The organism is Collimonas fungivorans Ter331 (assembly GCF_000221045.1).
Lineage (GTDB): Bacteria > Pseudomonadota > Gammaproteobacteria > Burkholderiales > Burkholderiaceae_D > Collimonas > Collimonas fungivorans_A.
In genome coordinates this window covers 2,841,661-2,865,325 of sequence record NC_015856.1, presented here as the reverse complement: position 1 = coordinate 2,865,325, position 23,665 = coordinate 2,841,661, and the positions used below count along the sequence as shown (strand labels likewise).

Annotated in this window: 20 protein-coding genes and 1 pseudogene; 12 read left to right on the top strand and 9 right to left on the bottom strand. The window is 62.0% G+C overall.

The window, feature by feature from the left end; translation table 11 throughout:
• Nucleotides 1–78: 78 nt before the first annotated feature.
• Nucleotides 79–4,083 carry a phosphoribosylformylglycinamidine synthase gene (gene purL, locus CFU_RS12400; protein ID WP_014006384.1) on the top strand — a complete coding sequence of 1,335 codons (4,005 nt, stop codon included), beginning with the start codon at nucleotides 79–81 and terminating at the stop codon, nucleotides 4,081–4,083.
• Between the two features lie 176 nt (nucleotides 4,084–4,259).
• On the opposite strand, the gene CFU_RS12395 is transcribed toward purL, so the two are convergent.
• The 6 genes and pseudogenes from CFU_RS12395 to CFU_RS12375 all read right to left on the bottom strand — a co-directional run bounded on the left by CFU_RS12395 (nucleotide 4,260) and on the right by CFU_RS12375 (nucleotide 8,693).
• Nucleotides 4,260–5,039: a peptidylprolyl isomerase gene (locus CFU_RS12395; protein ID WP_041741900.1), complete on the bottom strand. Its 780-nt coding sequence runs from the start codon at nucleotides 5,037–5,039 to the stop codon at nucleotides 4,260–4,262.
• Between the two features lie 105 nt (nucleotides 5,040–5,144).
• Nucleotides 5,145–5,423 carry a BolA family protein gene (locus tag CFU_RS23865; protein WP_014006382.1) on the bottom strand — a complete coding sequence of 93 codons (279 nt, stop codon included), beginning with the start codon at nucleotides 5,421–5,423 and terminating at the stop codon, nucleotides 5,145–5,147.
• Nucleotides 5,407–6,040, bottom strand: a pseudogene (locus CFU_RS12390) (septation protein A). Before CFU_RS12390 ends, CFU_RS23865 begins: the two are co-directional and overlap by 17 nt.
• A gap of 42 nt (nucleotides 6,041–6,082) precedes the next feature.
• Entirely contained in the window at nucleotides 6,083–6,481 is a 399-nt protein-coding gene (gene msrB / locus CFU_RS12385) for a peptide-methionine (R)-S-oxide reductase MsrB (RefSeq protein WP_014006380.1), read from the bottom strand.
• A gap of 15 nt (nucleotides 6,482–6,496) precedes the next feature.
• Nucleotides 6,497–8,002 (bottom strand): protein adenylyltransferase SelO, encoded by a 1,506-nt coding sequence (locus tag CFU_RS12380; RefSeq protein ID WP_014006379.1) that lies wholly within the window; start codon nucleotides 8,000–8,002, stop codon nucleotides 6,497–6,499.
• 64 nt (nucleotides 8,003–8,066) lie between these two features.
• Nucleotides 8,067–8,693 carry a DUF2239 family protein gene (locus CFU_RS12375; RefSeq protein ID WP_014006378.1) on the bottom strand — a complete coding sequence of 209 codons (627 nt, stop codon included), beginning with the start codon at nucleotides 8,691–8,693 and terminating at the stop codon, nucleotides 8,067–8,069.
• Nucleotides 8,694–8,887: 194 nt separating this feature from the next.
• Between CFU_RS12375 and CFU_RS12370 the strand changes: the two genes are divergently transcribed.
• From CFU_RS12370 to CFU_RS12355, 4 genes are read left to right on the top strand one after another with little or no spacing between them, the layout of a single operon-like run.
• Nucleotides 8,888–9,832 carry a branched-chain amino acid ABC transporter permease gene (locus tag CFU_RS12370; RefSeq protein ID WP_014006377.1) on the top strand — a complete coding sequence of 315 codons (945 nt, stop codon included), beginning with the start codon at nucleotides 8,888–8,890 and terminating at the stop codon, nucleotides 9,830–9,832.
• Nucleotides 9,832–10,902, top strand: a complete 1,071-nt coding sequence (locus CFU_RS12365; RefSeq protein WP_014006376.1) for a branched-chain amino acid ABC transporter permease — start codon at nucleotides 9,832–9,834, stop codon at nucleotides 10,900–10,902. Before CFU_RS12370 ends, CFU_RS12365 begins: the two co-directional genes overlap by 1 nt.
• Nucleotides 10,899–11,672: an ABC transporter ATP-binding protein gene (locus tag CFU_RS12360; RefSeq protein WP_014006375.1), complete on the top strand. Its 774-nt coding sequence runs from the start codon at nucleotides 10,899–10,901 to the stop codon at nucleotides 11,670–11,672. The genes CFU_RS12365 and CFU_RS12360 overlap by 4 nt, the downstream gene beginning before the upstream one ends.
• Nucleotides 11,669–12,361, top strand: coding sequence for an ABC transporter ATP-binding protein (locus CFU_RS12355; RefSeq protein WP_014006374.1), 693 nt, complete (start codon nucleotides 11,669–11,671; stop codon nucleotides 12,359–12,361). The genes CFU_RS12360 and CFU_RS12355 overlap by 4 nt, the downstream gene beginning before the upstream one ends.
• Nucleotides 12,362–12,410: 49 nt before the next feature.
• Here the strand turns inward: CFU_RS12355 and CFU_RS12350 are convergent, their stop codons facing one another.
• The 3 genes from CFU_RS12350 to hutC form a co-directional block, all read right to left on the bottom strand.
• Entirely contained in the window at nucleotides 12,411–13,214 is an 804-nt protein-coding gene (locus CFU_RS12350) for a ferredoxin--NADP reductase (RefSeq protein WP_014006373.1), read from the bottom strand.
• Complete coding sequence (locus CFU_RS12345) at nucleotides 13,211–14,692, bottom strand: MFS transporter (RefSeq protein WP_014006372.1); 1,482 nt, start codon at nucleotides 14,690–14,692, stop codon at nucleotides 13,211–13,213. The genes CFU_RS12350 and CFU_RS12345 overlap by 4 nt, the downstream gene beginning before the upstream one ends.
• A gap of 79 nt (nucleotides 14,693–14,771) precedes the next feature.
• Nucleotides 14,772–15,482: a histidine utilization repressor gene (gene hutC, locus CFU_RS12340; RefSeq protein WP_238531303.1), complete on the bottom strand. Its 711-nt coding sequence runs from the start codon at nucleotides 15,480–15,482 to the stop codon at nucleotides 14,772–14,774.
• Nucleotides 15,483–15,730: 248 nt separating this feature from the next.
• Here hutC and hutU point away from each other — a divergent pair, with 248 nt between their 5' ends.
• The 7 genes from hutU to hutG all read left to right on the top strand — a co-directional run bounded on the left by hutU (nucleotide 15,731) and on the right by hutG (nucleotide 23,665).
• Nucleotides 15,731–17,431 (top strand): urocanate hydratase, encoded by a 1,701-nt coding sequence (hutU, locus tag CFU_RS12335; protein ID WP_041741898.1) that lies wholly within the window; start codon nucleotides 15,731–15,733, stop codon nucleotides 17,429–17,431.
• 114 nt (nucleotides 17,432–17,545) lie between these two features.
• Nucleotides 17,546–17,986, top strand: a complete 441-nt coding sequence (locus tag CFU_RS12330) for an MFS transporter (protein ID WP_014006369.1) — start codon at nucleotides 17,546–17,548, stop codon at nucleotides 17,984–17,986.
• 44 nt (nucleotides 17,987–18,030) lie between these two features.
• Nucleotides 18,031–19,578, top strand: a complete 1,548-nt coding sequence (hutH, locus tag CFU_RS12325) for a histidine ammonia-lyase (protein WP_014006368.1) — start codon at nucleotides 18,031–18,033, stop codon at nucleotides 19,576–19,578.
• Nucleotide 19,579: 1 nt separating this feature from the next.
• On the top strand, nucleotides 19,580–20,149 hold the full coding sequence (locus CFU_RS12320; RefSeq protein WP_014006367.1) for a HutD/Ves family protein: 570 nt from the start codon (nucleotides 19,580–19,582) through the stop codon (nucleotides 20,147–20,149).
• A 10-nt stretch (nucleotides 20,150–20,159) separates the two neighbouring features.
• Nucleotides 20,160–21,443 carry an imidazolonepropionase gene (gene hutI, locus CFU_RS12315; protein WP_041741896.1) on the top strand — a complete coding sequence of 428 codons (1,284 nt, stop codon included), beginning with the start codon at nucleotides 20,160–20,162 and terminating at the stop codon, nucleotides 21,441–21,443.
• The gene (locus tag CFU_RS12310; RefSeq protein ID WP_014006365.1) at nucleotides 21,440–22,819 is read left to right on the top strand and encodes a formimidoylglutamate deiminase; all 1,380 of its coding nucleotides are present in this window, start codon (nucleotides 21,440–21,442) and stop codon (nucleotides 22,817–22,819) included. The genes hutI and CFU_RS12310 overlap by 4 nt, the downstream gene beginning before the upstream one ends.
• A 24-nt stretch (nucleotides 22,820–22,843) precedes the next feature.
• A complete protein-coding gene (gene hutG, locus CFU_RS12305) occupies nucleotides 22,844–23,665 on the top strand; it encodes an N-formylglutamate deformylase (protein WP_014006364.1) in 822 nt (273 codons plus the stop codon).

The window sequence follows — 23,665 nt, the reverse complement described above, 5'->3', positions numbered from 1 at the left end:
GCGGCGGGCAGAGCAGCACTGTATAATGACGGCTTCTGATTTAACCCGCAGCCACGCTGCATCAACTCCCCCCACGCCATGTTGATTTTGCCCGGTTCCAACGCCCTTCCTGCCTTCCGTTCCCAACGTCTTCTAGCCCAGTTACAAGCGATCGACAGCAATGTCGTCGAAGTGACAGGACGTTTCGACCATTTTGTCGACGCTTCGACCACGCTCAGCCAGGATGATATCGGCCGCCTGAACGCCTTGTTGACCTACGGCGATCCGTTCATTGCGGGCGACGACGGCGAGGAATTCATAGTGATCCCGCGTTTCGGCACCATTTCGCCATGGGCCAGCAAAGCCACCGACATCGCCCATAACTGCGGCATGGCGCATATCAAGCGCATCGAGCGCGGCATCGCCTACCAAGTCAAGCTGAAGAGCGGATTGCTGGGCGGCGCCAAGAAGCTCAGCGACGACAGCGCGCGCGCCATCGCCGACGTGCTGCATGACCGCATGACCGAAACGGTCTTGCGCAGCGCCGAACAGGCAGCCGGCCTGTTCCGCGAACTGGACGCCAAACCATTGGCGTTCGTCGACCTGCTGGCGGGCGGCAAGGGCGCCCTGGAGCAAGCCAATACCGAGCTGGGCCTGGCCTTGTCGGACGACGAAATCGATTACCTGCTGGCTGCATTCACCAGCGCCAAGCGCAATCCGACCGACGTCGAGCTGATGATGTTTGCGCAAGCCAACAGCGAACATTGCCGCCACAAGATTTTCAACGCCGACTGGATCATCGACGGCGCAGCGCAGGACAAGTCCTTGTTCGCGATGATCAAGAATACCCACCAGCTGGCGCCGAAGGGCACCATCGTCGCCTATAGCGACAACTCGTCCATCATCGAAGGCGCCACCGTATCGCGCTTCTACGCGCGCGGCGCCGCCGAAGGCAATACCTACCGCGCGTCGGATGAGCTGACGCACATCCTGATGAAGGTCGAAACGCATAACCACCCGACCGCGATTTCACCGTTTCCTGGCGCCTCCACCGGCGCCGGCGGCGAGATCCGCGACGAAGGCGCAACCGGCCGCGGCGCCAAGCCGAAGGCTGGCCTGACCGGGTTCACCGTCTCCAACCTGCTGCTGCCGGATGCGCAGCAAGCCTGGGAAAATGCCGGCGACGTCACCGCTGCCGGCCAGGCCGATGCCAGCCAGTACGGCAAGCCGGAACGCATTGCTTCAGCCTTGCAGATCATGATCGACGGCCCGCTCGGCGGCGCCGCGTTCAACAATGAATTCGGCCGTCCCAACCTGGGCGGGTATTTCCGCACCTACGAACAGAACGTCGGCGGCAATGTGCAGGGTTACCACAAGCCGATCATGATCGCCGGCGGCATCGGCAGCATCTCCGACAAGCACACCAAGAAGAACGAGCTGCCGGTAGGCAGCCTGCTGATCCAGCTGGGCGGTCCCGGCATGCGCATCGGCATGGGCGGCAGCGCGGCGTCGTCGATGGCGACCGGTTCGAATACCGCCGACCTCGATTTCGATTCGGTCCAGCGCGGCAATCCGGAAATGGAACGGCGCGCGCAGGAAGTGATCAACGCCTGCTGGGCCATGGATGACAAGAATCCTATCCTGTCGATCCATGACGTCGGCGCCGGCGGCCTGTCGAACGCCTTCCCGGAAATTACCAACGACGCCAAGCGCGGCGCGATTTTCGATTTGCGCAAAGTGCCGCTGGAAGAAAGCGGCATGGCGCCCAAGGAAATCTGGAGCAATGAATCGCAGGAGCGTTATGTGCTGGCGATTGCGCCTGAGAGCCTGCCGCTGTTCGAATACTTCTGCCAGCGCGAACGCTGCCTGTTTGCGGTGGTCGGTACCGCCACCGAAGAGCGCCAGTTGAAGGTCATCGATCCACAACACGACAATAACCCGGTCGACATGCCGATGGATGTCTTGCTCGGCAAGCCGCCAAAAATGCTGCGCGACGTCAAGCACCTCAATCCGGTGCTGCCGGCGGTCGACCTGACCGGCATGGACCTGCTGGAAGTCTCGCAGCGCGTGCTGAAGCTGCCGACGGTGGCCGACAAATCTTTCCTGATCACCATCGGCGACCGCACCGTGGGCGCCACTTCGGTGCGCGACCAGATGGTCGGCCCGTGGCAGATCCCGGTGGCCGACTGTGCGGTCACCAGCATGAGTTTCGAAGGCTACCTGGGCGAAGCGATGGCGATGGGCGAGCGCACGCCGCTGGCGGTCATCAACGCCGCCGCATCGGGCCGCATGGCGGTGGGCGAAGCATTGACCAATATCGCCGCCGCGGCGATTGCCGACATTTCCGACGTCAAGCTGTCCGCCAACTGGATGGCCGCTTGCGGCCAGCCTGGCCAGGACGCCGCCTTGTTCGATACCGTCAAGGCGATCGGCATGGAGCTGTGCCCGGCGCTGGGCATCAGCATCCCGGTCGGCAAGGATTCGCTGTCGATGCGCACTACCTGGAAAGATGAAGGCCAGGCCAAGGCCGTGACTTCACCGGTGTCGCTGATCGTTTCCGCATTTGCTCCGGTAAGCGACGTGCGTCGTTCGCTGACGCCCCAGCTGCGCACCGATCTCGGCGACACCGCCATCATCCTGATCGACCTCGGCCGCGGCAAGAACCGCATGGGCGCTTCGGCGCTGACCCAGGTGATGCAGCAGATCGGCAATGAAACGCCGGACGTCGACAGCGCGGAAGACCTGAAAGCTTTCTTCGCCGCCATCCAGCAGCTCAACAGCGAACAGAAACTGCTGGCTTACCATGACCGTTCCGACGGCGGCTTGTTTACCTCCCTGTGCGAGATGGCCTTCGCCGGCCATAGCGGCCTGTCGATCAATCTCGACATCCTGACCATGGAAAGCGAACACGCAGCCGACTGGGGCGATTCCAAGAACTGGACCGGCCAGGTGGCCGAGCGCCGCAACGAACTGACCTTGCGCGCGCTGTTCAGCGAAGAGCTGGGCGCGGTGCTGCAAGTACGCGCCGAGCAGAAGTCGGAAGTCATGAACGTGCTGCGCAGCTTCAACCTGGGCGCCTGTAGCCACATCATCGGCAAGCCGAATGCGCGCGACGTCATCGAATTCAGCCGCGACGCCAAGACCATCTACAGCCAGACCCGCATCGACCTGCAACGCCTGTGGAGTGAAACCAGCTGGCGCATCGCCCGCCTGCGCGACAATCCGGCCAGCGCCGACGCCGAATACGACCGCATCCTGGATGCGGCCGATCCTGGCATCACGCCGAAGATATCGTTCGACCAGCAAGACAATATCGCTGCGCCTTTCCTCAACCTGGCGGCCAAGCCGCGGGTAGCGATCTTGCGCGAGCAGGGCGTCAACTCGCATGTCGAGACTGCGTACGTGATGCACCAGGCCGGCTTCTCCGCGGTCGACGTCCACATGAGCGACCTGATCGCCGGCCGCGCACGGCTGGACGATTTCAAGGGCTTCATCGCGGTCGGCGGTTTCTCCTACGGCGATGTGCTGGGCGCCGGCGAGGGCTGGGCCAAGACCATCCTGTTCAACACCAAGCTGGCGGAGCAGTTCTCGCTGTTCTTCCAGCGCGGCGACACTTTTGCGCTCGGCGTCTGCAACGGTTGCCAGATGATGAGCAACCTGAAGGCGATCATTCCCGGCGCCCAGGCCTGGCCGAAGTTCACCCGCAACAAGTCGGAAAAATTCGAAGCGCGCTTTTCGATGGTGCAAGTCGAGTCGTCGCCATCGATCTTCCTGCAAGACATGGCCGGCACCCAAAGCGCCATCGCCATCGCCCACGGCGAAGGTTTCGCCGACTTCTCGCAAACCGGCGATATCAAGGAAGCGCTGGTCGCCATGCGCTTCACCGACAACAAGGGGCAGGTGACCGAAGCCTATCCGTACAACCCGAACGGTTCGCCGCAAGGCATCACCGCGGTGACCACGCCGGACGGCCGCTTCACGGTCTGCATGCCGCACGCCGAACGGGTGTTCCGCACGGTGCAGCAATCGTGGCACCCTGAGTCGTGGGGCGAGGATTCGCCATGGATGCGCATGTTCCGCAATGCGCGCAAGTGGGTGGGATAATCCTGCCTGGTCGAAGCAAGTAGGAGTAGGGTGGGCAGGTATTTCTGCCCACGCTGTATTCGCTCCTCGAACGACCAGCGTTCCGCGTGGGCACAGGTGCCCACCCTACATGACGTAAAAAAAGACGCTCCGAGGAGCGCTTTTTTATTGACTGCGTTTTTGCTGCTGCCGAGGTCTTATTGCACCTTGGCTTTGGCGCGCAGATCAGCCTGGTAAGCTTGCAGTTTCTTCTGTTGCAGCGCTTCGGTGATTTGCGGTTTGACTTCAGCCAGGGTAGGGATCTTGGCTGCGCGTACTTCTTCCAGCTTGATCACGTGGTAGCCGAACTGGGTCTTGATCGGCGTTTCGGTCAGTTGACCCGGCTTCAAAGCCACCAGCGCGTCGGAGAAAGGCTTGACGAAAGAAGCTGGAGTCGCCCAGCCGAGGTCGCCGCCGTTGGCTGCCGAACCTGGATCTTTCGATTGCTTGGCCAGGTCTTCAAACTTGCCGCCGGCTTTCAGCTTGGTGATGATGGATTTCGCATCGGCTTCGTTTTCGACCAGGATGTGGCGTGCGTGATATTCCTTGTCGCCGGCTTGTGCCTTGAACTTGTCGTATTCAGCCTGGATGTCGGCATCCTTGATCGGGTTCTTCTTGACGAAGTCGGCAACCAGGGCGCGGATCAGGATCGACTGGCGGGCGATGTCGGCTTGCGCCTTGACGTCGGCGTTATTGCCCAGGCCGAGCTTGTCGGCTTCCTGGATCAGCACTTCACGATTGATCAGTTCGTCCTTGACCATGTTGCGCAGTTCCGGGGTGTCGGCCTGGCCGCCTTGTGCGGACAATTGCTTGACCATCATGTCGGCGCGCGACGAAGGGATTGCCTTACCATTCACGACTGCAAGGTTTTGTGCCATGACAGGCAATGTAGCAGCTGCAAAAAGTACCACCAGTAAACGTGAAGGTTTAAATGTCATTATCAAATCCTAAATTTGGGGAGGTTGTTAATAAATCAATGCGAGGCAAAGGCAGAATAACTGAAGTATGTTTGAAGGACAATTATTCTTTAAGATCACTATATTTTATGCAGCTTTAGTTTCGGATGGTGCCAAGGCAGTGATAGCCAGTGCATGGATTTCGGTATGCATCATATCAGCCAAGCAATCATACACCAGCCTATGCCGATTTAAGCGGTTTTGGCCTTCAAAAACTGCGCAAACTATCCGTACTTTATAGTGTCCGCCGCCTGAGGCCGCACCGGCGTGTCCCACATGCAGCGCCGATTCGTCCTCAACTATACATTGCAACGGTGCAAGTGTTGCTGTCAATTTGTTACGAATGGTATCAAGCCTTGGGTTCATCTGGGTCCTTGATGTATTTGGAGAGCAGGATGCTTTGGCCGATCACGAAAGCGAACATCAGTCCCATGCCGCCGAACAGCTTGAAGTTGACCCAGGTCGCGGTCGGGAAGTTGAAGGCGATGTACAGGTTCAGGCAGCCCATGGCGATAAAGAAGGCGATCCAGGCGAAACCGACGCGCTGCCAGATCGGGTCGGGCAGTGCCAGCTGTTTTTCCATCATGGTGCGGATCAGGTTTTTCTTTGAGCAGCAGCTGGCTGACCAGCAGCACCACCGCAAACGCCCAGTAGAGCACGGTCGGCTTCCATTTGATGAAGGTATCGTTATGGAAGTAGATGGTGGCGCCGCCGAACACGCAGATGATGAGCAGCGATACCCACAGCATCGCATCGACTTTTTTCCGGCGCAGCAGCAGGTAGCCGATTTGCGCCACCGTGGCGACGATCGCCACCGCGGTCGCCAGCAGCACCGGCGCTTGCGCCACTGTCACCACGCCGCCGGAGACAAAACCCGACAGGTACTGGCTGGCCAGCGCTTGCGCGGCATCGGCGTGGCCTTCGCTCCATTTGAAGATGCCGAAGAACAGGATTACCGGGAACAGGTCGAACAGGAACTTCATGGGTGTTTTTGCTTTCAGTCAGGATAAATGATGGCCGGTGCTTCAGCCGGCCGGATCAAAACGCAGCGATGCCGAATTGATGCAGTAGCGCAGGCCGGTGGGCGGCGGTCCGTCCGGGAATACATGGCCGAGATGGGCGTCGCACACCTTGCATAAAATTTCAGTGCGCATCATGCCATGGCTGCGGTCAACGCGCTCTTCGACGTTGTCGGGATTGATTGCCTTGAAATAGCTCGGCCAGCCGCAGCCGGAATCGAATTTGGCGTCCGATTCGAACAAGGGCGTGTTGCAGCACACGCAGGTGTATACGCCATGTTCGTGATGATCCCAGAACTTGCCGGTGAACGCCCGTTCGGTGGCGGCGTGGCGGGTCACCTCGTATTCCATCGGTTCCAGCTCGCTGCGCCATTCGGCGTCGGTTTTGATGACTTTGCTGCTCATATCGTTTAATCCAATCTAAGACGAACAACTGACTTCCAGTCCGCGCGCCCAGTCCGGGGGCAATTCGGCGTACTGCGCATGCTGCGGCTGTTCGTCAAACGGGTTTTCAAGAATCTGCTGCAGTTTCCTGACTTCCGAGAAGTCTTTCTCCTGGGCTCGTTCGATAGCTGTCTGTGCCAAATAGTTTCGCAATACGTATTTGGGGTTGCTTGCATCCATAACAAGCTTGCGCTCGTGATCCTGGCTATTTTCCAGTTTCAAGCGCGCCCGGTATTGTAACGCCCAGGCGTCGAACGCTGCACGGTCGATAAACAGGTCGCGCAGGGTTTCGTCGCCGCCGCTGCCGTCCAGGCGCAGATTGCCGAGGCGGCGGAAAAACAGGGTGAAATCGACGTGGCTGCCCTGCATCAGGGCAAACATGGCGTCCAGCAGCTTGTCATCGTCCGCCTGGTGGGTCAACAAGCCAAGTTTGGCGTGCAGCAATTCATCCAGTTTTGCACCGTACAAGGCCTGGTAATTGCTCAGCGCAGCCTCGGTTTGCTCGACGCTGCCGATCAGCGGCAGCAACGCCTGGCCCAGCGCAAAGCAGTTCCAGTGGCCGATCTGCGGTTGCTGGTTGTAAGCGTAACGGCCTTGCTGGTCGGTATGGTTGCAGATGTGGCGCGGGTCGTAGGCTTCCATGAAACCGAACGGACCGTAATCCAGGGTCAGGCCGAGGATGGACATATTGTCGGTATTCATCACGCCATGCATGAAGCCGACCGCCTGCCATTGCGCCATCAGATGGGCGGTGCGGCGCGTTACTTCGGCCAGCAGCGCCTGGTAAGGATTGGCGGCCGCCTGCAATTCCGGGTAAAAACCGGCGATCACGTAGTCGGCCAGGGTTTTCAGCTGCTCGGGGCGGTTATTGTAATACCAGTGCTCGAACGAGCCGAAGCGCACGAAGCTGGGCGCCATGCGCGTCACCACGGCGGTGGTTTCCGGCCGCTCGCGCATCGCCAGCTGGTCCGAACCGATCACCGACAGCGCGCGCGAAGTAGGGATGCCGAGCGCTGCCATGGCTTCCGAGCACAGGTATTCGCGGATCGACGAGCGCAGCACCGCGCGGCCGTCGCCCATGCGTGAATAGGGGGTCGATCCCGATCCTTTGAGCTGCAGTTCCAGTCGTCCGCCGTCGCTGGCGGCGACATCGCCCAGCAGGATGGCGCGGCCGTCGCCCAGTTGTCCGGCCCAGACGCCGAACTGGTGGCCGGAATAGACTGCGGCTAGAGATTGCGAATCGGCGGCGGCACGGTTGCCGGAAAAAGTCTGGATGAAATCGTCGCTGCCGCATGCCGCCGGCGTCAGGCCGATCAGCTGCGCCGCCTGCTCGCTGGCGGCGACCAGGTAGGGCGCCGGCAGCGGGGTCGGCGCCAGCCTGGTGTAGGCAGCGGGCGAGTCAGCGAAGGCGTTGGCAAATGAATTGGCGAAGCGCAGATGTTCGATTCCAGGCGCTTCGGAGAAAGCCAGGCGGTTGTTCATGACAGCTTGATCCTGATGGCAAGAAGGGAAACCTCAAGTATCGCACGGCTGCCCGTCGCCTGTTCTATTCGGCCGAAGCTGGAGCCAAGGCCCGGGCGGCCAGGGTCCTGGCATGATCGCGGATGTCGATCTCCCAGGGCTCGCTCAATTCCTCGAAGCGCAGCTGGTCGCCGGCAAAAAAGGCACGCGTGGCTTCTTCAAAATTGACCTGGTTGCCGGCCATGGCCGACATGAAGCGGTAGGCCGATTCCTGCGCCTTGCGTACCAGGTCGCGCTCTTCGCCGCGGCGTTTCGCTTCCTCGACCAGCTTGCGCAGCGCCACCGAAGCGCCGCCCGACTGCTGGTTGAGCCAGTCCCAGTGGCGCGGCAGCAGGGTGACCTCGCGGCCGACGACGCCCAGTTTCGGGCGTCCCGGGCCGCGCGCCGTTTCCTGCACGTTGGCGCCGGCGGGATGTTCTGCCGCGACAGCAGCGGCTGCGGTTGCCGACAGGCGCTGCAGCACCTGCTCGGCGCTGCCGCGGAAGTCGACCTCGACCTGTTCGCTGGTGATATCGTCGAAAATCAGGACGGTTGCGGCGTCGTTCCTGTCGAGCAGTTCTTTGGCTTTCAGGGCCACCAGGGCCAGCTGGCCGGAAGCGATGCGGTGGGCGCCGGCAAAAGCGATGACCGCGTGGGGGGTAATGGTGCTCATCTGTTTCTCATGGAATGTGTGGATGGATAAATATTACCCGGGTTTAATTTGCGTGTCAATATTACCTTGGTAAAAATAAGAATGCTTATTTTGTATCGATAATGGCCGGCGAACCGGTGGCCGGCAAACCGGTGGCCGGCAAACCGGTAGAATGCCGGACTGCCCGTCGTTACCGTTTCACATAATCCTGCGCAATGGAATTTACCCTCATCACTTTGCTGAACGGCCTCAGTTACGGCTTGCTGCTGTTCCTGTTGTCGTCGGGACTGACGCTGATCTTCAGCATGCTGGGCGTGCTGAATTTTGCGCATGCGAGTTTCTACATGCTGGGCGCCTATTTCGCTTATGCGATCAGCATCAAGCTCGGATTCTGGCCGGCGCTGCTGCTGGCGCCGTTGCTGGTTGGCCTGCTGGGAGCGCTAGTCGAGCGCTTCGGGCTGCGCCATGTGCGGCGCCACGGGCAGGTGGCGGAGCTGCTGTTCACTTTTGGCCTTTCCTACGTGATCGTCGAACTGGTGCAGCTGGCCTGGGGCAAATCGGCGCTGCCGTATGCGATACCAAAGCAGCTAGACGGGCCGCTGTTTACCTTTTATTCGACCACGTTTCCCATTTATCGCGGCTTCATGATGCTGCTGGCGTTGCTGGTCCTGCTGGCCGCGGGCTGGCTGCTGAAACGGTCGCGCACTGGCTTGCTGATTCAGGCGGCGCTGACCCATCCGCAGATGGTCGAAGCGCTCGGCCACAACGTGCCGCGCATGTTCACCCTGGTGTTTGCGGCCGGTTGCGGCCTGGCCGGATTGGCGGGAGTGGTGGGCGGCAATGCCTTTGTCACCGAACCGGGCATGGCGGCCGGGGTCGGCAGCATCATCTTCGTGGTGGTAGTGGTCGGCGGCCTGGGTTCGCTGCGCGGGGCGTTCCTGGCGTCGCTGCTGATCGCCATCCTGCAGACTTTTGCGGTGGCGCTGGATGTATCCCTGGCCGGCGGCCTGGCGCATTGGGGCGTAACCGTCGATCCTGAGGCAGCGGCTTATCCGCTGCTGCAACTGACGCTGGCCCAGCTGGCGCCGGTGCTGCCGTACCTGCTGCTGGTGCTGGTCATGCTGTTGCGTCCGCGCGGTTTGTCTGGAGTGCGCGACTGATGAAGAAACGCTTGACGCGAAAATGGATCTGGCTGGCGTTTGCGCTGGTGTTGCTGGCGGCGCCCTGGGTGTTTCCGCAAAGCGCGGCGCTGTCGCTGCTGTCGCAATGCGGCAGCATGATGATCCTGGCGCTTTCTTTCAACATGCTGCTGGGGCAGACCGGCATGCTGTCCTTCGGCCACGCCGTGTACGCCGGCCTGGCCGCGTTTGCGGCAGTGCACGTGATGAACCGGTGGGCCGGCGGCAGTCCTGCCGCGCTGGCGCTGGTGCCGCTGGTCGGCGGTTGCGCCGGTTTGTTGTGCGGCGCCGTGTTCGGTTTCATTACTACCCGCAAATCGGGTACTGCCTTGTCGATGATCAGCCTGGCGTTGGTCGAGCTGGTGGCAGCCGGGGCCTTGATGCTGCCGGGATGGTTCGGCGGCGAGAGCGGAATCAGCACCGATCGCGTGCTCGGCGCGCCGATGTTCGGCATTGATTTTGCTTCGCAGTTGCAGGTGTATTACCTGATCGCCTGCTGGCTGTTCGTCTCTGCCGCCGCCATGTACGGACTGACGCGTACGCCGCTGGGCCGCATCGCCAACGCCGTGCGCGACAACCCGGAGCGGGCGGCTTTCATCGGCTATGATCCGCGCCGCGTGCGTTACCTGATGTTCATGCTGTCGGCGTTCTTCGCCGGCGTCGGCGGCGCGCTGACCGCCATCAATTTCGAAATCGCCAGCGCCGAAAACCTGGGTTTGCTGCGTTCGGCGCAAATCCTGCTGTTTACCTTTATCGGCGGCGCCGGCTATTTCTTCGGGCCGATGATAGGAGCTTTGGTCGGCGTGCTGTTTTCTGGCTTGCTTTCGACCTATACGCGAGGCTGGCAGCTGTACCTTGGCCTGCTGTTTGTGATCGTGGTGCTGTTTGCGCCCGGCGGCATCGCCGGCGTTCTGGTGCGGCTGGCCTCTGTTCGACGGCTGACGTTACCATTTCTGCTGCCGTTTTTGCTGCGTTCTGCCGCCCTGTTGCTGCTGGCGGGCGGATCCGTATTCTTGATTGAAATGCTGTACCGGCGGACGGCGGGCCTATGAGCGCAACTGACCTGGTTATTCTGGAATTGCGCAAGCTGCACAGGCAGTTCGGAGACACGCCTATCATCCGCGGCGCAGACCTGCAATTGAAACAAGGTGAAAGACTGGCGTTGATCGGCCCCAACGGCGCCGGAAAATCGACGCTGTTCAACCTGATCTCGGGCCGCACCGTCGCCAGCAGCGGCGAGATCCTGCTGCATGGCCGCGATATCAGCGGCCTCAGCCCGTTCCAGGTCAATCGCCTGGGCCTGGCGCGCAGCTTCCAGATCACCAATATATTCCCGCAGTTGAGCGTCCGGGAAAACCTGCGCGCCGCCGTAATGTCGTCGCATGGTTACCGCAATGTGTTCTGGCGCCGCCTGTCGACCCTGCGTGCTGTCAACCAGCGCACTGAAGAAGTATTGCTGTCGTGCGGTTTGCATGCGCAGCGCGACACCCTTGGCGGCGACCTCAGTTATGCCGCCCAGCGCGCACTGGAAATCGGCATCACGATCGCCGGCGATGCCAGCTTGATCCTGCTGGACGAACCGACCGCCGGCATGAGCCGGGACGAATCGGCGGCTGCCGCCGAGCTGATCCGCAGCGTCAGCGTCGGCAAGACCTTGCTGATGATCGAACATGATATGGAAGTGGTGTTCGGGCTGGTGGACCGGATCGCTGTGCTGGTCGAAGGCCGCATTATCGCTTGCGACACGCCAGAGGCAATCCGCGGCAATCGCGCGGTGCAGGCAGCTTATCTCGGCAGCGTCGAGGCGGAGCCTGCAGCATGACGGCCTTGCTCGAAGTGCGCGGCTTGCACGCTTTTTACGGCCAGAGCCACGTCTTGCACGGCGTCGATCTTGATGTCGGAGCGGGTGAAATCGTCAGCCTGCTGGGGCGCAACGGCGCCGGCCGTTCCTCGACCCTGAAAGCGCTCATGGGCATGCTGCGCAGCCGCGGCTCGGTGCGTTTCAGCGGCGTCGAGCTGAACGGTTTGAAAACCTTCCAGATTGCCCGCCACGGCCTGGCTTACGTGCCGGAAGAACGGGCCGTGTTTCCGACGCTGACGGTGCAGCAGAACCTGCTCTTGGGCCAGCAGCGCGAGCGCGTGGCGATTGAGGAAATGTGGCAACTGATGCCGCAGCTGGCGGCGCGCAAGCATGTGGCCGCTGGTTTGCTGTCCGGCGGCGAACAGCAGATGCTCAGCCTGTGCCGCAGCCTGATGGGCAAACCGCGGCTGATCATGGTGGATGAACCGACCGAAGGCCTGGCGCCGCACATGGTGCAGTCGGTGGCCCGGCATTTGCAGTTATTGCGGGCGCAAGGGCTGGGTGTATTGCTGGTGGAGCAGAAACTCGGCATCGCGCTGGAAATCTCCGACCGCGTGCTGGTGATGGGACACGGACAGATCGTGTTTGCCGGTACTCCGGACGAATTGCGCGCCAATCCGGAGATACGACAGAAATGGCTGGAAGTCTAGGGTCTGTCCTCATTTGATTTGGGAGTGCGAACGCGCGGCAGGCCCTAGGTCACCAGTAATCTTCCGTCACAAACTGCCCAGGCACCGCGCGCCGGCATGGGCGCAAGCCGCGCTGGTAGAGGATGTCGCGGGTAGCGGTAATCATTTCCGGATTGCCGCACATCATGATGCGCGATTTTTCCACTGTGATATCCAGCCCGGCCGCCGCTTCCAGTTCGCCGTTGCTCAGCAGGGTAGTGATGCGGCCTTGCAGGTTGCCGGGAGCGGTCGCCTGCTGATCGCGTGTGGTGGAGCGTATCAGTTGCAGCCTGGCGCCGCCGGCTACCAGCTCCGGCCGCTGCGGCAGGGCGGACAGCAGTTCCTGGTAGGCCAGCTCGTCGCTGTTCCTGACGCAATGGACCAGGACCAGGTTGCGGAATTTTTTCCATACCGCCGGATCCTGCAGGATCGAGATGAACGGGCCGAGACCGGTGCCGGTGGCCAGCATCCACAGATCTTCGCCGTCTACAAACCGGTCCACGGTCATGAAGCCGTAGCTGAATTTTTCCACCAGGATCGGGTAACCCGGCTTCAGGCTTTTCAACTGTTCAGTGAACAAGCCGCCGGGAACCTGGACCAGGAAATATTCCAGCTCATCTTCGCCGGCCGCCGAGGTGACCGAATAGGCGCGCCACAGGGTTTCCTCGCCGGCCGTCACCCCGAGCCGGGCAAACTGGCCCGGCGTGAACTGGTAGCCGGCCGGCCGCGTAGTGCGGAACGACAGTAGCTTGTCGGTCCAGTAATGCACACTGGTGACGGTTTCGGTACTGGCCTTGAGCTGGGAAACCGGCGTTTTTGGAGGCGAGCTGCTCATGACAGGGGTTCCTGTAGTTGTTCGCTGCGGACTGCACCGGCGACGGCTGGGGCGTTCAGGCGCAAGGCTTGGCGCACCGTAAAGAAAGCCAGCAGCGGCGCCGCCGCGAAGCAGATGAATAGCCATTGTGCCGCATTTGCAGCGCCGGGCAAACCGCCCGGGTCGGCCAGCCCGGCCAGCGAGGTCACCATCCCGGCCAGGGCGGCGCCGATGGCGGTGGCGAACAATTGCACGGTGGTGAGCGAATAGGCGGCGAGATTGCCTTCATCCGGGGGCGCGCTGCTCAATATCTTCGCCATCAGGTGCGGCATGCCCATGCCGATGCCGAAACCGACCAGTATCAGCGCGATGCACAGGGGCAGCAGGCCGTAGTCGTTCAGCGCCGCGGCCGACGGCAGCATGAACGACAGCGCCAGCAATGCCGCGATCACCACCAGCGGCCCGGCTTTCATGACAAATTTCGCACGGCTCCCGCCATAACTGGAGAACAGCAGCGCCGCCAAAGTCCAGCCGCAGGACATGATGCCGGTCAGGTAGCCGGCCAGCAGCGGCGAGTGGCCCTGGATCACTTGCAGGAAATACGGCACGTAGATTTCGGTGGTCAGTCCCAGGATCATCAAGATCATGGTGGCGTACAGGGCGCCGATGCGGCTGCGCAGGGAAAACGCCCCGGTCGGCAGCAAACGGGTGCCACCGCGCTGCTCCAGCCAGGCGATCAGGCCGACCAGGGCGATGCCGAGCAGGATGCCGCCGAGATTGAAGATGGCGCTGCTGAACAGGCTGGCCGCCGACACCGACAGCACCGCCGCCGCCAGCAGCAGGATTTTTGTGATGGGAATGCTGTTCGCTTTCTCTTCCGCACGCGTTTCTGCCGGAACCTTCAGAGTGAACTGCACCAGCAGCGCAAGTATGACGGCTGCCGGCAATAGCGACCAGAACGCGCCGCGCCAACTGCCGGCCTGCGCAAACATGCCGCCGATGGCCGGGCCGGACAGCGTGGAAATCCCCCACATGCCCGACATCAATGCCATCGCGCGCGACCACAGCGGCGGGGCAAATACTACCCGGATCATGGCGTAGGACAGCGCCACCAGCACGCCGCCGCCGAAACCTTGCACGGTGCGCGCCAGCAGCAGCCACACCATGTGCGGCGCCAGCGCGCAGCCGGCCGAACCCAGCGAAAACACCAGCAGCGCCAGCAGGCAGGCGGGACGATAGCCGATCCATTCGACCAGCCGCGAAGCCAGGCCGGCGGCGATGATGGAAGCCACCACAAACAGCGAGGTGGCCCAAGCATAGTATTCCAGGCCGCCGATGTCCTTGACTACCGACGGCAGGATGGTGGTGACGATATAGACATTGGTGGCGTGCATGCCGATGCCGCCGGCCAGCGTGATGGAGCGCAAGGCATTGCGCCCCGACAGCAGGTCGGCCCAGCTGGCGGAGGGTGCGTCGGGCGAAGTAGGGGTGGCTGACATGAATCGATATGTCCTGTTTGCTGCGTTCTGATTGAAATTTTACTGCGGCCGCCCGGCCGTCGTAGTCTGTCCGCGCGGATCAGAATCCGCCGGTGAACTGATATCTTGAGCCGGGATGCCACAAGGCGACCGAAGTCGCCACCGCCTGCCGCACCCAGGTGCGGCGCGACAGCAGCAGGCACGGTTCGCCGGCTTCCATCTGCAGTAGCTTGCGCACCGCGGCGTCCGGCATCTTGGATTCGATGCTGTATTCGGCTTTGTCGAGCGGTGCAATCTGCACCATGTAGTGATTCGGCGTGATGCGGTGGAAATCCTGCTGCAGGTAGTCGGGAAACAGCTGCGGATTGGTGTAGCGGTCTTCCAGCTGGATCGGGATGTCGTCGGCAAAATGCACGATCACCGAATGGAAGGCCGGGCCGCTTTCCAGCTCCAGCGCCTTCAAGGCGACCGGCGCATTGCTGGCTTCCAGCGTCAGCACCTGGCTGCGGTAGCGGTGGCCGCGCGCCACCAGTTCGTCGTCGATACTGTGTATCTCGACCAGTGTAGACTGGTATTTGCCGGGCGCGACGTAAGTGCCTGAACCCTGGATCCGCACCAGCAGCTGGTTGTCGGTCAGTTCGCGCAGGGCGCGATTGACGGTCATGCGCGACAGGCTGAATTGCAGCATCAGTTCGCGTTCCGAGGGAATCAGGTCGCCCGGTTTCCAATCGCCGCTGCGGATCTGCTGCAAGACATGGTCCTTGACCTGTTGAAATGCCGGGACAGCTTTGTTTGTTGTTGCGCCATGCATATGCAGGCTCCTACTCAAGAAATTCATCACGGATACTAACTCAGTTACCAGCGCAGTTGCCGATCAGCCAAGTATGCAAGTTCAAGTGGCCTTGAAGTCAACATAAATTTTTACCAGTCTGCTCAAATTCGGTTGACTAAGTTGTATAGGCATTATATTTTACTGGACTATACAACTTGCCGTTTTGTTTTCCAGCGATCTTAATGATAAAGATCGGTCTGCAGCCACTTTTAAGGAGATCAGCCAACATGAGCACCAATACAGATCCGCGGCGCGACCCCAGCCGCACCATCCGTGCCCCGCGCGGCGCCACCCTGACCGCCAAGAGCTGGCTGACCGAAGCGCCGCTGCGCATGTTGATGAACAATCTCGATCCGGAAGTGGCGGAGCGGCCGAACGACCTGGTGGTCTACGGCGGCATCGGCCGCGCCGCGCGCGACTGGGCCTGTTTCGACAAGATCGTCGAGGCCCTGACCAAGCTGGACGACGACCAGACCCTACTGATCCAGTCCGGCAAGCCGGTCGGCGTATTCCAGACCCACGCCGATGCGCCGCGGGTGCTGCTGGCCAACTCCAACCTGGTGCCGAAATGGGCCAACTGGGAACATTTCAACGAACTCGACCGCAAAGGCCTGTTTATGTACGGCCAGATGACCGCCGGCAGCTGGATCTACATCGGCAGCCAGGGTATCGTGCAAGGCACGTTTGAAACCTTTGCCGAAGCCGGGCGCCAGCATTTTGGCGGCGACCTGGCCGGACGCTGGATCCTGACCGCCGGCCTGGGCGGCATGGGCGGCGCGCAGCCGCTGGCGGCAACCCTGGCCGGCGCCGCCTCGCTGACTATCGAATGCAAGCAGTCCAGCATCGATTTCCGCCTGCGCACACGTTATCTCGACAAGCAGGCCAAGAACCTGGACGATGCACTGGAGCTGGTCAAATACCATACCGAACGCAAGGAAGCGATTTCCATCGGCCTGCTCGGCAACGCCGCGGAAGTGCTGCCAGAGCTGGTCAGGCGCGCCAAGGCCGGCGGCATCAAGCCCGACCTGGTGACTGACCAGACCTCGGCGCATGACCTGATCAACGGCTATCTGCCGCTGGGCTGGAGCGTCGAGCAATGGATAGCGGCGCAGAACGATCCGTCGCAGCAGGCGCGGCTGACTGCCGACGCGGCGCAATCCTGCGCGCAGCACGTGCAAGCAATGCTGGATTTCCACGCGATGGGCATCAAGACCGTCGACTACGGCAACAACATCCGCCAGGTCGCATTCGACCAGGGCGTCAAGAACGCCTTCGATTTCCCCGGTTTCGTGCCGGCCTATATCCGGCCGCTGTTTTGCGAAGGCAAGGGGCCGTTCCGCTGGGTCGCCTTGTCGGGCGATCCCGAGGATATCTACAAGACCGACGCCAAGATCAAAGAACTGTTCCCGCAAAACAAGCATGTGCACCGCTGGCTCGACATGGCGCGCGAACGCATTTCCTTCCAGGGTTTGCCGGCGCGGATCTGCTGGCTGGGACTGGGCGAACGCCATATCGCCGGCCTCGCGTTCAACGAAATGGTGCGCACCGGTGAATTGAAAGCGCCGATCGTGATCGGCCGCGACCACCTGGATACCGGCTCCGTCGCCAGCCCGAACCGCGAAACCGAAAGCATGAAAGACGGCACCGACGCGGTTTCCGACTGGCCTTTGCTGAACGCCTTGCTGAATACTTCCGGCGGCGCTACCTGGGTTTCGCTGCATCATGGCGGCGGGGTCGGCATGGGTTATTCGCAGCATGCCGGCATGGTGATCGTCGCCGACGGCACCGAAGCGGCCGCCAAGCGCCTGGCGCGGGTGCTGGTCAACGATTGCGCCTCCGGCGTGATGCGCCATGCCGACGCCGGCTATGAAGCGGCGATCGAGTGCGCCAAGCGGCATAAGCTGAACCTGCCGATGATTGATCGTTGATATTGCGCCGATAGCGCTGGCGAATGCTGCGCCGTTGCCATATATCCAAAACAGCAGGCAACGGCGCCGCCAGATAAGCCGGAACTCAGTAGGAAACCAAGCAGGAGACGGTTCATGGAAATAAGCCAGGCTGAGGCCAGCCTCCCGGTTACGGGAAAGTCGGACCGGGTCGGCCGCAAGAAAGTGTTTGCCGCATTCTGCCTGCTATTGTCGCTGGCGATCTACCCGGCATTCGCGCTGATCAACGCCCATACAGCGTTGCCTGTATTGCTGCCGACCATCGCCTTGCTGTCATTGCTGACGACTTTTATTGCGGTGCCTGGCCTGGTGATGCTGCCGGAACTGTTTCCGCGCGCGGTGCGCGTCACCGGCATGTCCGTGGTGTACTGTGTCGGCGTTTCCATCTTCGGCGGCTTCGCGCCGTTTTTCGCGGCCGAGCTGATGGCGCTGTCCGGCAGCAACCTGGCGCCCTCGTGGTATGTAATCGGCTGCGCCTTGATCGCCATATTGTCGCTGCCCCTGATACAAGAAAAGGCGGGCCGGCCGATCGGCTGACCTTGCCATAAAATCGCATTCTGCTTTACGCTAATCTGAAAGAAATGACCATGAAAACACCGTTGACTCTGCAGCCAGGAAAAATGTCTTTGGCAGAGATCCGCCGCATCTGGGCCGAGGCCGTGCCGCTCGAATTGCCGCCGGCGGCGTATGCCGCCATCAATGCTTCCGCCGCCACCGTGGCCCGCATCGTCGAACGCGGCGATGCCGCCTACGGCATCAATACCGGCTTCGGCAAGCTGGCCAAGACCCGCATCCCGGACGAGCAGCTGGAGCTGCTGCAGCGTAACCTGATCCTGTCGCACTCGGTCGGCACCGGCGACCTGATCGACGATGGCGCCGTGCGCCTGATCCTGGCCATGAAGATCGGCAGCCTGGCGCGCGGTTTCTCCGGCATCCGGGCGCAGGTGATCGATACTCTGCTGGCGATCTACAACGCCGGCATCATGCCTTGCATCCCGGTCAAGGGTTCGGTCGGCGCTTCCGGCGACCTGGCGCCGTTGTCGCACATGACCCTGGCGATACTGGGCGAGGGCCAGGTGCGGGTCGACGGTAAGCTGGTCGACGCCAAGGATGCGCTGGCCAAGGCTGGCATCGCGCCTATCGTGCTGGCGGCCAAGGAAGGACTGGCGCTGATCAACGGCACCCAGGTTTCCACTGCATTGACTTTGAACGGCCTGTTCCTGGCCGAGCGCGTGCTGGAAGCGGCCACCGTCACCGGCGCACTGGCGGTCGACGCCGCCCGCGGCAGCGATGCGCCGTTCGACCCGCGCGTGCATGAAGTGCGCGGCCAGCCGGGGCAGATCGCCACCGCCAAGATTTACCGCCAGCTGCTGAGTGGCAGCGCTATCCGCCAGTCGCACCTGGTCAACGACGAACGGGTGCAGGATCCCTACAGCTTGCGTTGCCAGCCGCAGGTGATGGGCGCTTGCGTCGACCTGATCGGCAATGCCGCGCGCACCTTGTTGATCGAAGCCAATGCGGTCACCGACAATCCGCTGATTTACGCCGAGCACGACGAAGTCATCTCGGGCGGCAATTTCCATGCCGAGCCGGTGGCGTTTGCCGCCGACACGCTGGCGCTGGCGATTGCCGAAATCGGCGCCTTGTCGGAACGCCGCATCGCTTTGCTGATCGATTCCTCCCTGTCGGGCCTGCCGCCATTCCTGGTGCAATCGTCCGGCCTCAATTCCGGTTTCATGATCGCGCATGTCACCGCGGCGGCGCTGGCGTCCGAGAACAAATCGCTGGCGCACCCGGCCAGCGTCGACAGCCTGCCGACTTCCGCCAACCAGGAAGACCACGTCAGCATGGCGACTTTCGCCGGCCGCCGCCTGCACGAGATGGCGCACAATACCGCCACCATCGTCGCGATTGAATTGCTGGCGGCGGCGCAGGGCGTGGATTGCCATTTGCCGCTGACTACTTCGCCTATGCTGGACGAGGTGCAGCAGCGGTTGCGCAAGCAGGTCGCGTTCTACGACAAGGACCGTTTCTTCGCGCCGGATATCGAAGCCGCCAAGCAGCTGGTGCTGCAGGGCGCGGTCAGCGGCAGCTGCCATGCCTTGTTTGCCGGCCTGTACGGCCAGTAACATGCGGCGGCTCAAGTTCGAGGAGCTGCAGGCCACGCCCTGGAAAAACGGCGGCGGTGTCACGCGCGAGCTGCATGGTTATCCGGCCGGCGCTTCATTCGATGCATTTTTATGGCGGGTGAGCATTGCCGATGTCAGCCAGTCGGGCGCGTTTTCCAGTTTTCCCGGCGTCGACCGGGTGATTACCTTGCTGGAGGGAGAGGGCATGCAGCTGTCCTCGGCCGGCGGCCAACCGGTCTTGTTGCTGCCTTTGCAACCGCATCGTTTTCGCGGCGAGGAACAGGTCAGCGCGCAGCTGGAAGGCGGCGCCTGCCGGGATTTCAACCTGATGCTGCGGCGCGGCGCGGCTACCGGCGAAGTTAACGTCTGGCATGCCGACCGGGACCTGCCGCACGGCTGCAGCCTGCTGTTTTGCGCCCAAGGGCGCTGGGACGTGCTGACCGAGAATGGCGAACAGACAACACTGGAGCCGCGCCAGACCCTGGTCTGCGACGACCAGGCAGGCGGACTGGCGTTGCGTTCGCTGCAGGGCGGCAGTATCGTTATCAGTGTCAGCATCAATCTGCTATAGGAAAATCAGCATGCCGCAGAGTCAAGTTGAACCAGCCCGGTTAGCCGACGGCATCTGGCACAAGGCCAGGATCGCACCGGCCGGCAATCCCGATCAAGTCATTATCGACGGCGCCATGGTGGTGCGCGACGGCCTGATTGCCTGGATCGGCAGCGAAGCAGAGCTGCCGGACGAGTTCAGGCAAGCGGGGCTGGCCGGGCTGGCATACCACGATGCCGGCAACCGCTGGATCACGCCCGGCTTGATCGACTGCCATACCCACCTGGTGTATGGCGGCAACCGCGCCGACGAATTCGCCATGCGCCTGGCCGGCGCCAGTTATGAAGAAATCGCCAGGAGCGGCGGCGGCATCGTATCGACCGTGCGGGCCACCCGCCTGGCCGATGAAGACAGCCTGTTCCGGCAATCGGCGCGGCGCCTGGAAGCCCTGCTGGCGGAAGGCGTGACCACGATTGAAATCAAATCCGGCTACGGCCTCGACCTGCATACCGAACGCAAGATGCTGCGGGTGGCGCGGCGCCTGGACGCGTCTTATCCGGTCACCGTCTACACCACCTTCCTTGGTGCCCACGCCTTGCCGCCGGAATACCAGGGCCGCGCCGACGACTATATCAGGCTGGTGTGCGACCAGATGCTGCCGGCCTTGCATGCGGAAGGGCTGATCGACGCGGTCGATGTGTTTTGCGAGAACATAGGCTTTTCCGTGGCGCAGAGCGAGCAGGTATTCATCGCCGCCGGCAAGCTCGGCCTGCCGGTAAAAATGCACGCCGAGCAGCTTTCCAATATCGGCGCAACCCAGCTGGCGGCGCGCTACAAGGCGCTGTCGGTCGATCATCTGGAGCATCTGAATGAAGCGGATGTGGTGGAGATGCAGCAAAACGGCACGGTCGCCGTGCTGCTGCCCGGCGCCTATTACTTCATCCGCGAAACAAAACAGCCGCCGCTGGAACTGTTGCGGCGCTACCGGATCCCGGTCGCGATTTCCACCGACAGCAATCCGGGCACCTCGCCCAGCACCTCCTTGCTGCTGATGCTGAACATGTCCTGCACCTTGTTCCGCATGACTGTGGCGGAAGCCTTGATGGGGGTAAGCGCTAATGCCGCGCTGGCGCTCGGCAAGGCGGACCGCCACGGCTTGCTGGCGGCGGGACGCGCCGCCGACTTCGTGCTCTGGTCGGTGGAATCGCTGGCGGAACTTGCCTACTGGTCGGGACTCAATCCCTGCAGTGCGATAGTGCGCGGCGGTAGATTCAGCACTGTATTCAGCACCGAATCGCGAAAGGAAATGTCATGAAACAAGTGATTGCCGACCGCGCCCTGTTGCCTGAAGGCTGGCGCAACAATGTCTTTCTGGAGTGGGACGACAACGGCCTCCTGACCCGCGTCAGCCCCGATTCCGATGCTGTCGCCCTGGCTGTTACGGGCACGGTATTGCCTGGCATCGCCAACCTGCATTCGCACGCATTCCAGAGGGCGATGGCGGGCCTGACCGAATACCGCTCCGATCCGAACGACAGTTTCTGGAGCTGGCGCACCCTGATGTACAAGTTCGCCGGCAAGCTGGCGCCGGCCGACCTGAAGGCGATTGCGGTTCAGCTGTACATCGAGATGCTGCAGGCCGGCTACACCTCGGTCTGCGAATTCCATTACCTGCATCACGACAAGGATGGCAAGCCCTATGCCAACCCGGCCGAAAACCTGGTGTGCCTGATCGAAGCGGCGCAAGAGGCTGGCATCGGCCTGACCTTGCTGCCGGTGATGTACCAGTACAGTGGCTTCGGCGCCCAGGCGCCGCATGCCGGGCAGGCGCGTTTCATCAATTCGCCGGAATGGATCATGGATGTGCTGCAGCGCTTGCAGGCGGCCCATCCGCAGCACGCCGGCTTGCGTTACGGCGTTGCGCCCCATTCACTGCGGGCAGTAGCGCCGCAATCGCTGCTGCAGTTGCTGACGCTGCTCGGGCAATGGGATGCGCAGGCGCCCGTGCATATCCACATCGCTGAACAGAACAAGGAAGTTGAAGACTGCGTCGCCGCTTTAGGCGCGCGGCCGGTGGCCTGGCTGCTGGAGAATGTCGAGGTCGACCGCCGCTGGTGCCTGGTGCACGCTACCCACATGACTACCGCCGAAACGGAAAAACTGGCGCGCAGCGGAGCGGTCGCCGGCATCTGCCCGACTACCGAAGCCAACCTGGGCGACGGCATCTTCAATGGCGTCGCCTATGCCGGCGCCGATGGCGTGTGGGGCATAGGGTCCGACAGCCACATCAGCACCAGCGTCAGCGAAGAACTGCGCTTGTATGAATACAGCCAGCGCCTGCAGCACCGCCAGCGCAACATGCTGGTCGGCAGTAGTAATGACGGCGCCGCGGTGGGCGGTTATCTGTATCGGCAAGCCCTGCGCGGCGGCGCTGCCGCCAGCGGCCGCCCGGTGGGCGGCCTGGAAATCGGACAGCGCGCCGACTTGCTGGTGCTGGATCCGCATCACGCAGACCTGAGCGGCAAGCACGGCGATCAGCTGCTCGACAGTTTTGTGTTTTGCCAGCACGGACAAACGCCGGTGCGCGATGTCATGGTCGGCGGCCATTGGGTCATCCGCGACCATAAGCACGGCCGGCAGGAGCAGAGTGCCGCTGCTTATGCTGGCGCCATGAAGAAGTTGCTGGATTAAGCATTGCTGGATTAAGGATAGACGATGAGCTTGCCTGTGGAAAAATTCCTGTTTCATCGCGGCAGATTGCCGCTGCTGGTGTCGATGCCGCATGCGGGAGAGCATATCCCGCCCGATATCGCTGCCGGCATGAGCGCCGCAGCACTGGAGATTGCCGATACCGACTGGCACATGCCGCGCTTATATGATTTCCTGGAAGAGATGGGCGCCTCGGTCCTGGTGGCGACCCATTCGCGTTACGTGATCGACCTCAACCGGCCGGAGGACAATGTCAACCTCTACCCGGGGCAGGATACGACCGGGCTGTGTCCGCTGGATACCTTCCACAAGCAAGCCTTGTATCAGGTCGGGAAAGATCCCGATGAGGCCGAAGTACAGCGCCGCATCACGCAATACTGGCGTCCCTACCATCAGCAGCTGGAGCAGGAGCTGCAGCGCATGCGCGCCGAACATGGCGTCGCGATGCTATGGGATGCGCATTCGATCGCATCGGTGGTGCCGCGCTTTTTCGAAGGGCGCTTGCCCGACCTTAACCTGGGCACCGGCGCCGGCAGCTCCTGCGCGCCGGAATTGACGCAACAATTGCAAGCCATCGCCGCCCAGGCTGCCGAGGCCGGTTACAGCCATGCGGTGAACGGCCGTTTCAAGGGCGGCCACATTACCCGCCATTACGGCCAGCCGCAGCAGAATATCCACGCGGTGCAGCTGGAGCAGGCGCAACTCACCTATATGGAAGAGCAGCTGCCGTTTGCTTTCGACGAACAGCGTGCGGCGCGGGTGCGGCCGACTTTGCGGCGCTTCATGGAAACGATGCTGGCCTGGGCCGACAGCCACGCATCGAACTGA

Coding starts and splice junctions, on each gene's coding strand:
- purL (WP_014006384.1), top strand. CDS start 79: ATGTTGATTTTGCCCGGTTCCAACGCCCTTCCTGCCTTCCGTTCCCAA.
- CFU_RS12395 (WP_041741900.1), bottom strand. CDS start 5,039: ATGACATTTAAACCTTCACGTTTACTGGTGGTACTTTTTGCAGCTGCT.
- CFU_RS23865 (WP_014006382.1), bottom strand. CDS start 5,423: ATGAACCCAAGGCTTGATACCATTCGTAACAAATTGACAGCAACACTT.
- msrB (WP_014006380.1), bottom strand. CDS start 6,481: ATGAGCAGCAAAGTCATCAAAACCGACGCCGAATGGCGCAGCGAGCTG.
- CFU_RS12380 (WP_014006379.1), bottom strand. CDS start 8,002: ATGAACAACCGCCTGGCTTTCTCCGAAGCGCCTGGAATCGAACATCTG.
- CFU_RS12375 (WP_014006378.1), bottom strand. CDS start 8,693: ATGAGCACCATTACCCCCCACGCGGTCATCGCTTTTGCCGGCGCCCAC.
- CFU_RS12370 (WP_014006377.1), top strand. CDS start 8,888: ATGGAATTTACCCTCATCACTTTGCTGAACGGCCTCAGTTACGGCTTG.
- CFU_RS12365 (WP_014006376.1), top strand. CDS start 9,832: ATGAAGAAACGCTTGACGCGAAAATGGATCTGGCTGGCGTTTGCGCTG.
- CFU_RS12360 (WP_014006375.1), top strand. CDS start 10,899: ATGAGCGCAACTGACCTGGTTATTCTGGAATTGCGCAAGCTGCACAGG.
- CFU_RS12355 (WP_014006374.1), top strand. CDS start 11,669: ATGACGGCCTTGCTCGAAGTGCGCGGCTTGCACGCTTTTTACGGCCAG.
- CFU_RS12350 (WP_014006373.1), bottom strand. CDS start 13,214: ATGAGCAGCTCGCCTCCAAAAACGCCGGTTTCCCAGCTCAAGGCCAGT.
- CFU_RS12345 (WP_014006372.1), bottom strand. CDS start 14,692: ATGTCAGCCACCCCTACTTCGCCCGACGCACCCTCCGCCAGCTGGGCC.
- hutC (WP_238531303.1), bottom strand. CDS start 15,482: ATGCATGGCGCAACAACAAACAAAGCTGTCCCGGCATTTCAACAGGTC.
- hutU (WP_041741898.1), top strand. CDS start 15,731: ATGAGCACCAATACAGATCCGCGGCGCGACCCCAGCCGCACCATCCGT.
- CFU_RS12330 (WP_014006369.1), top strand. CDS start 17,546: ATGGAAATAAGCCAGGCTGAGGCCAGCCTCCCGGTTACGGGAAAGTCG.
- hutH (WP_014006368.1), top strand. CDS start 18,031: ATGACCATGAAAACACCGTTGACTCTGCAGCCAGGAAAAATGTCTTTG.
- CFU_RS12320 (WP_014006367.1), top strand. CDS start 19,580: ATGCGGCGGCTCAAGTTCGAGGAGCTGCAGGCCACGCCCTGGAAAAAC.
- hutI (WP_041741896.1), top strand. CDS start 20,160: ATGCCGCAGAGTCAAGTTGAACCAGCCCGGTTAGCCGACGGCATCTGG.
- CFU_RS12310 (WP_014006365.1), top strand. CDS start 21,440: ATGAAACAAGTGATTGCCGACCGCGCCCTGTTGCCTGAAGGCTGGCGC.
- hutG (WP_014006364.1), top strand. CDS start 22,844: ATGAGCTTGCCTGTGGAAAAATTCCTGTTTCATCGCGGCAGATTGCCG.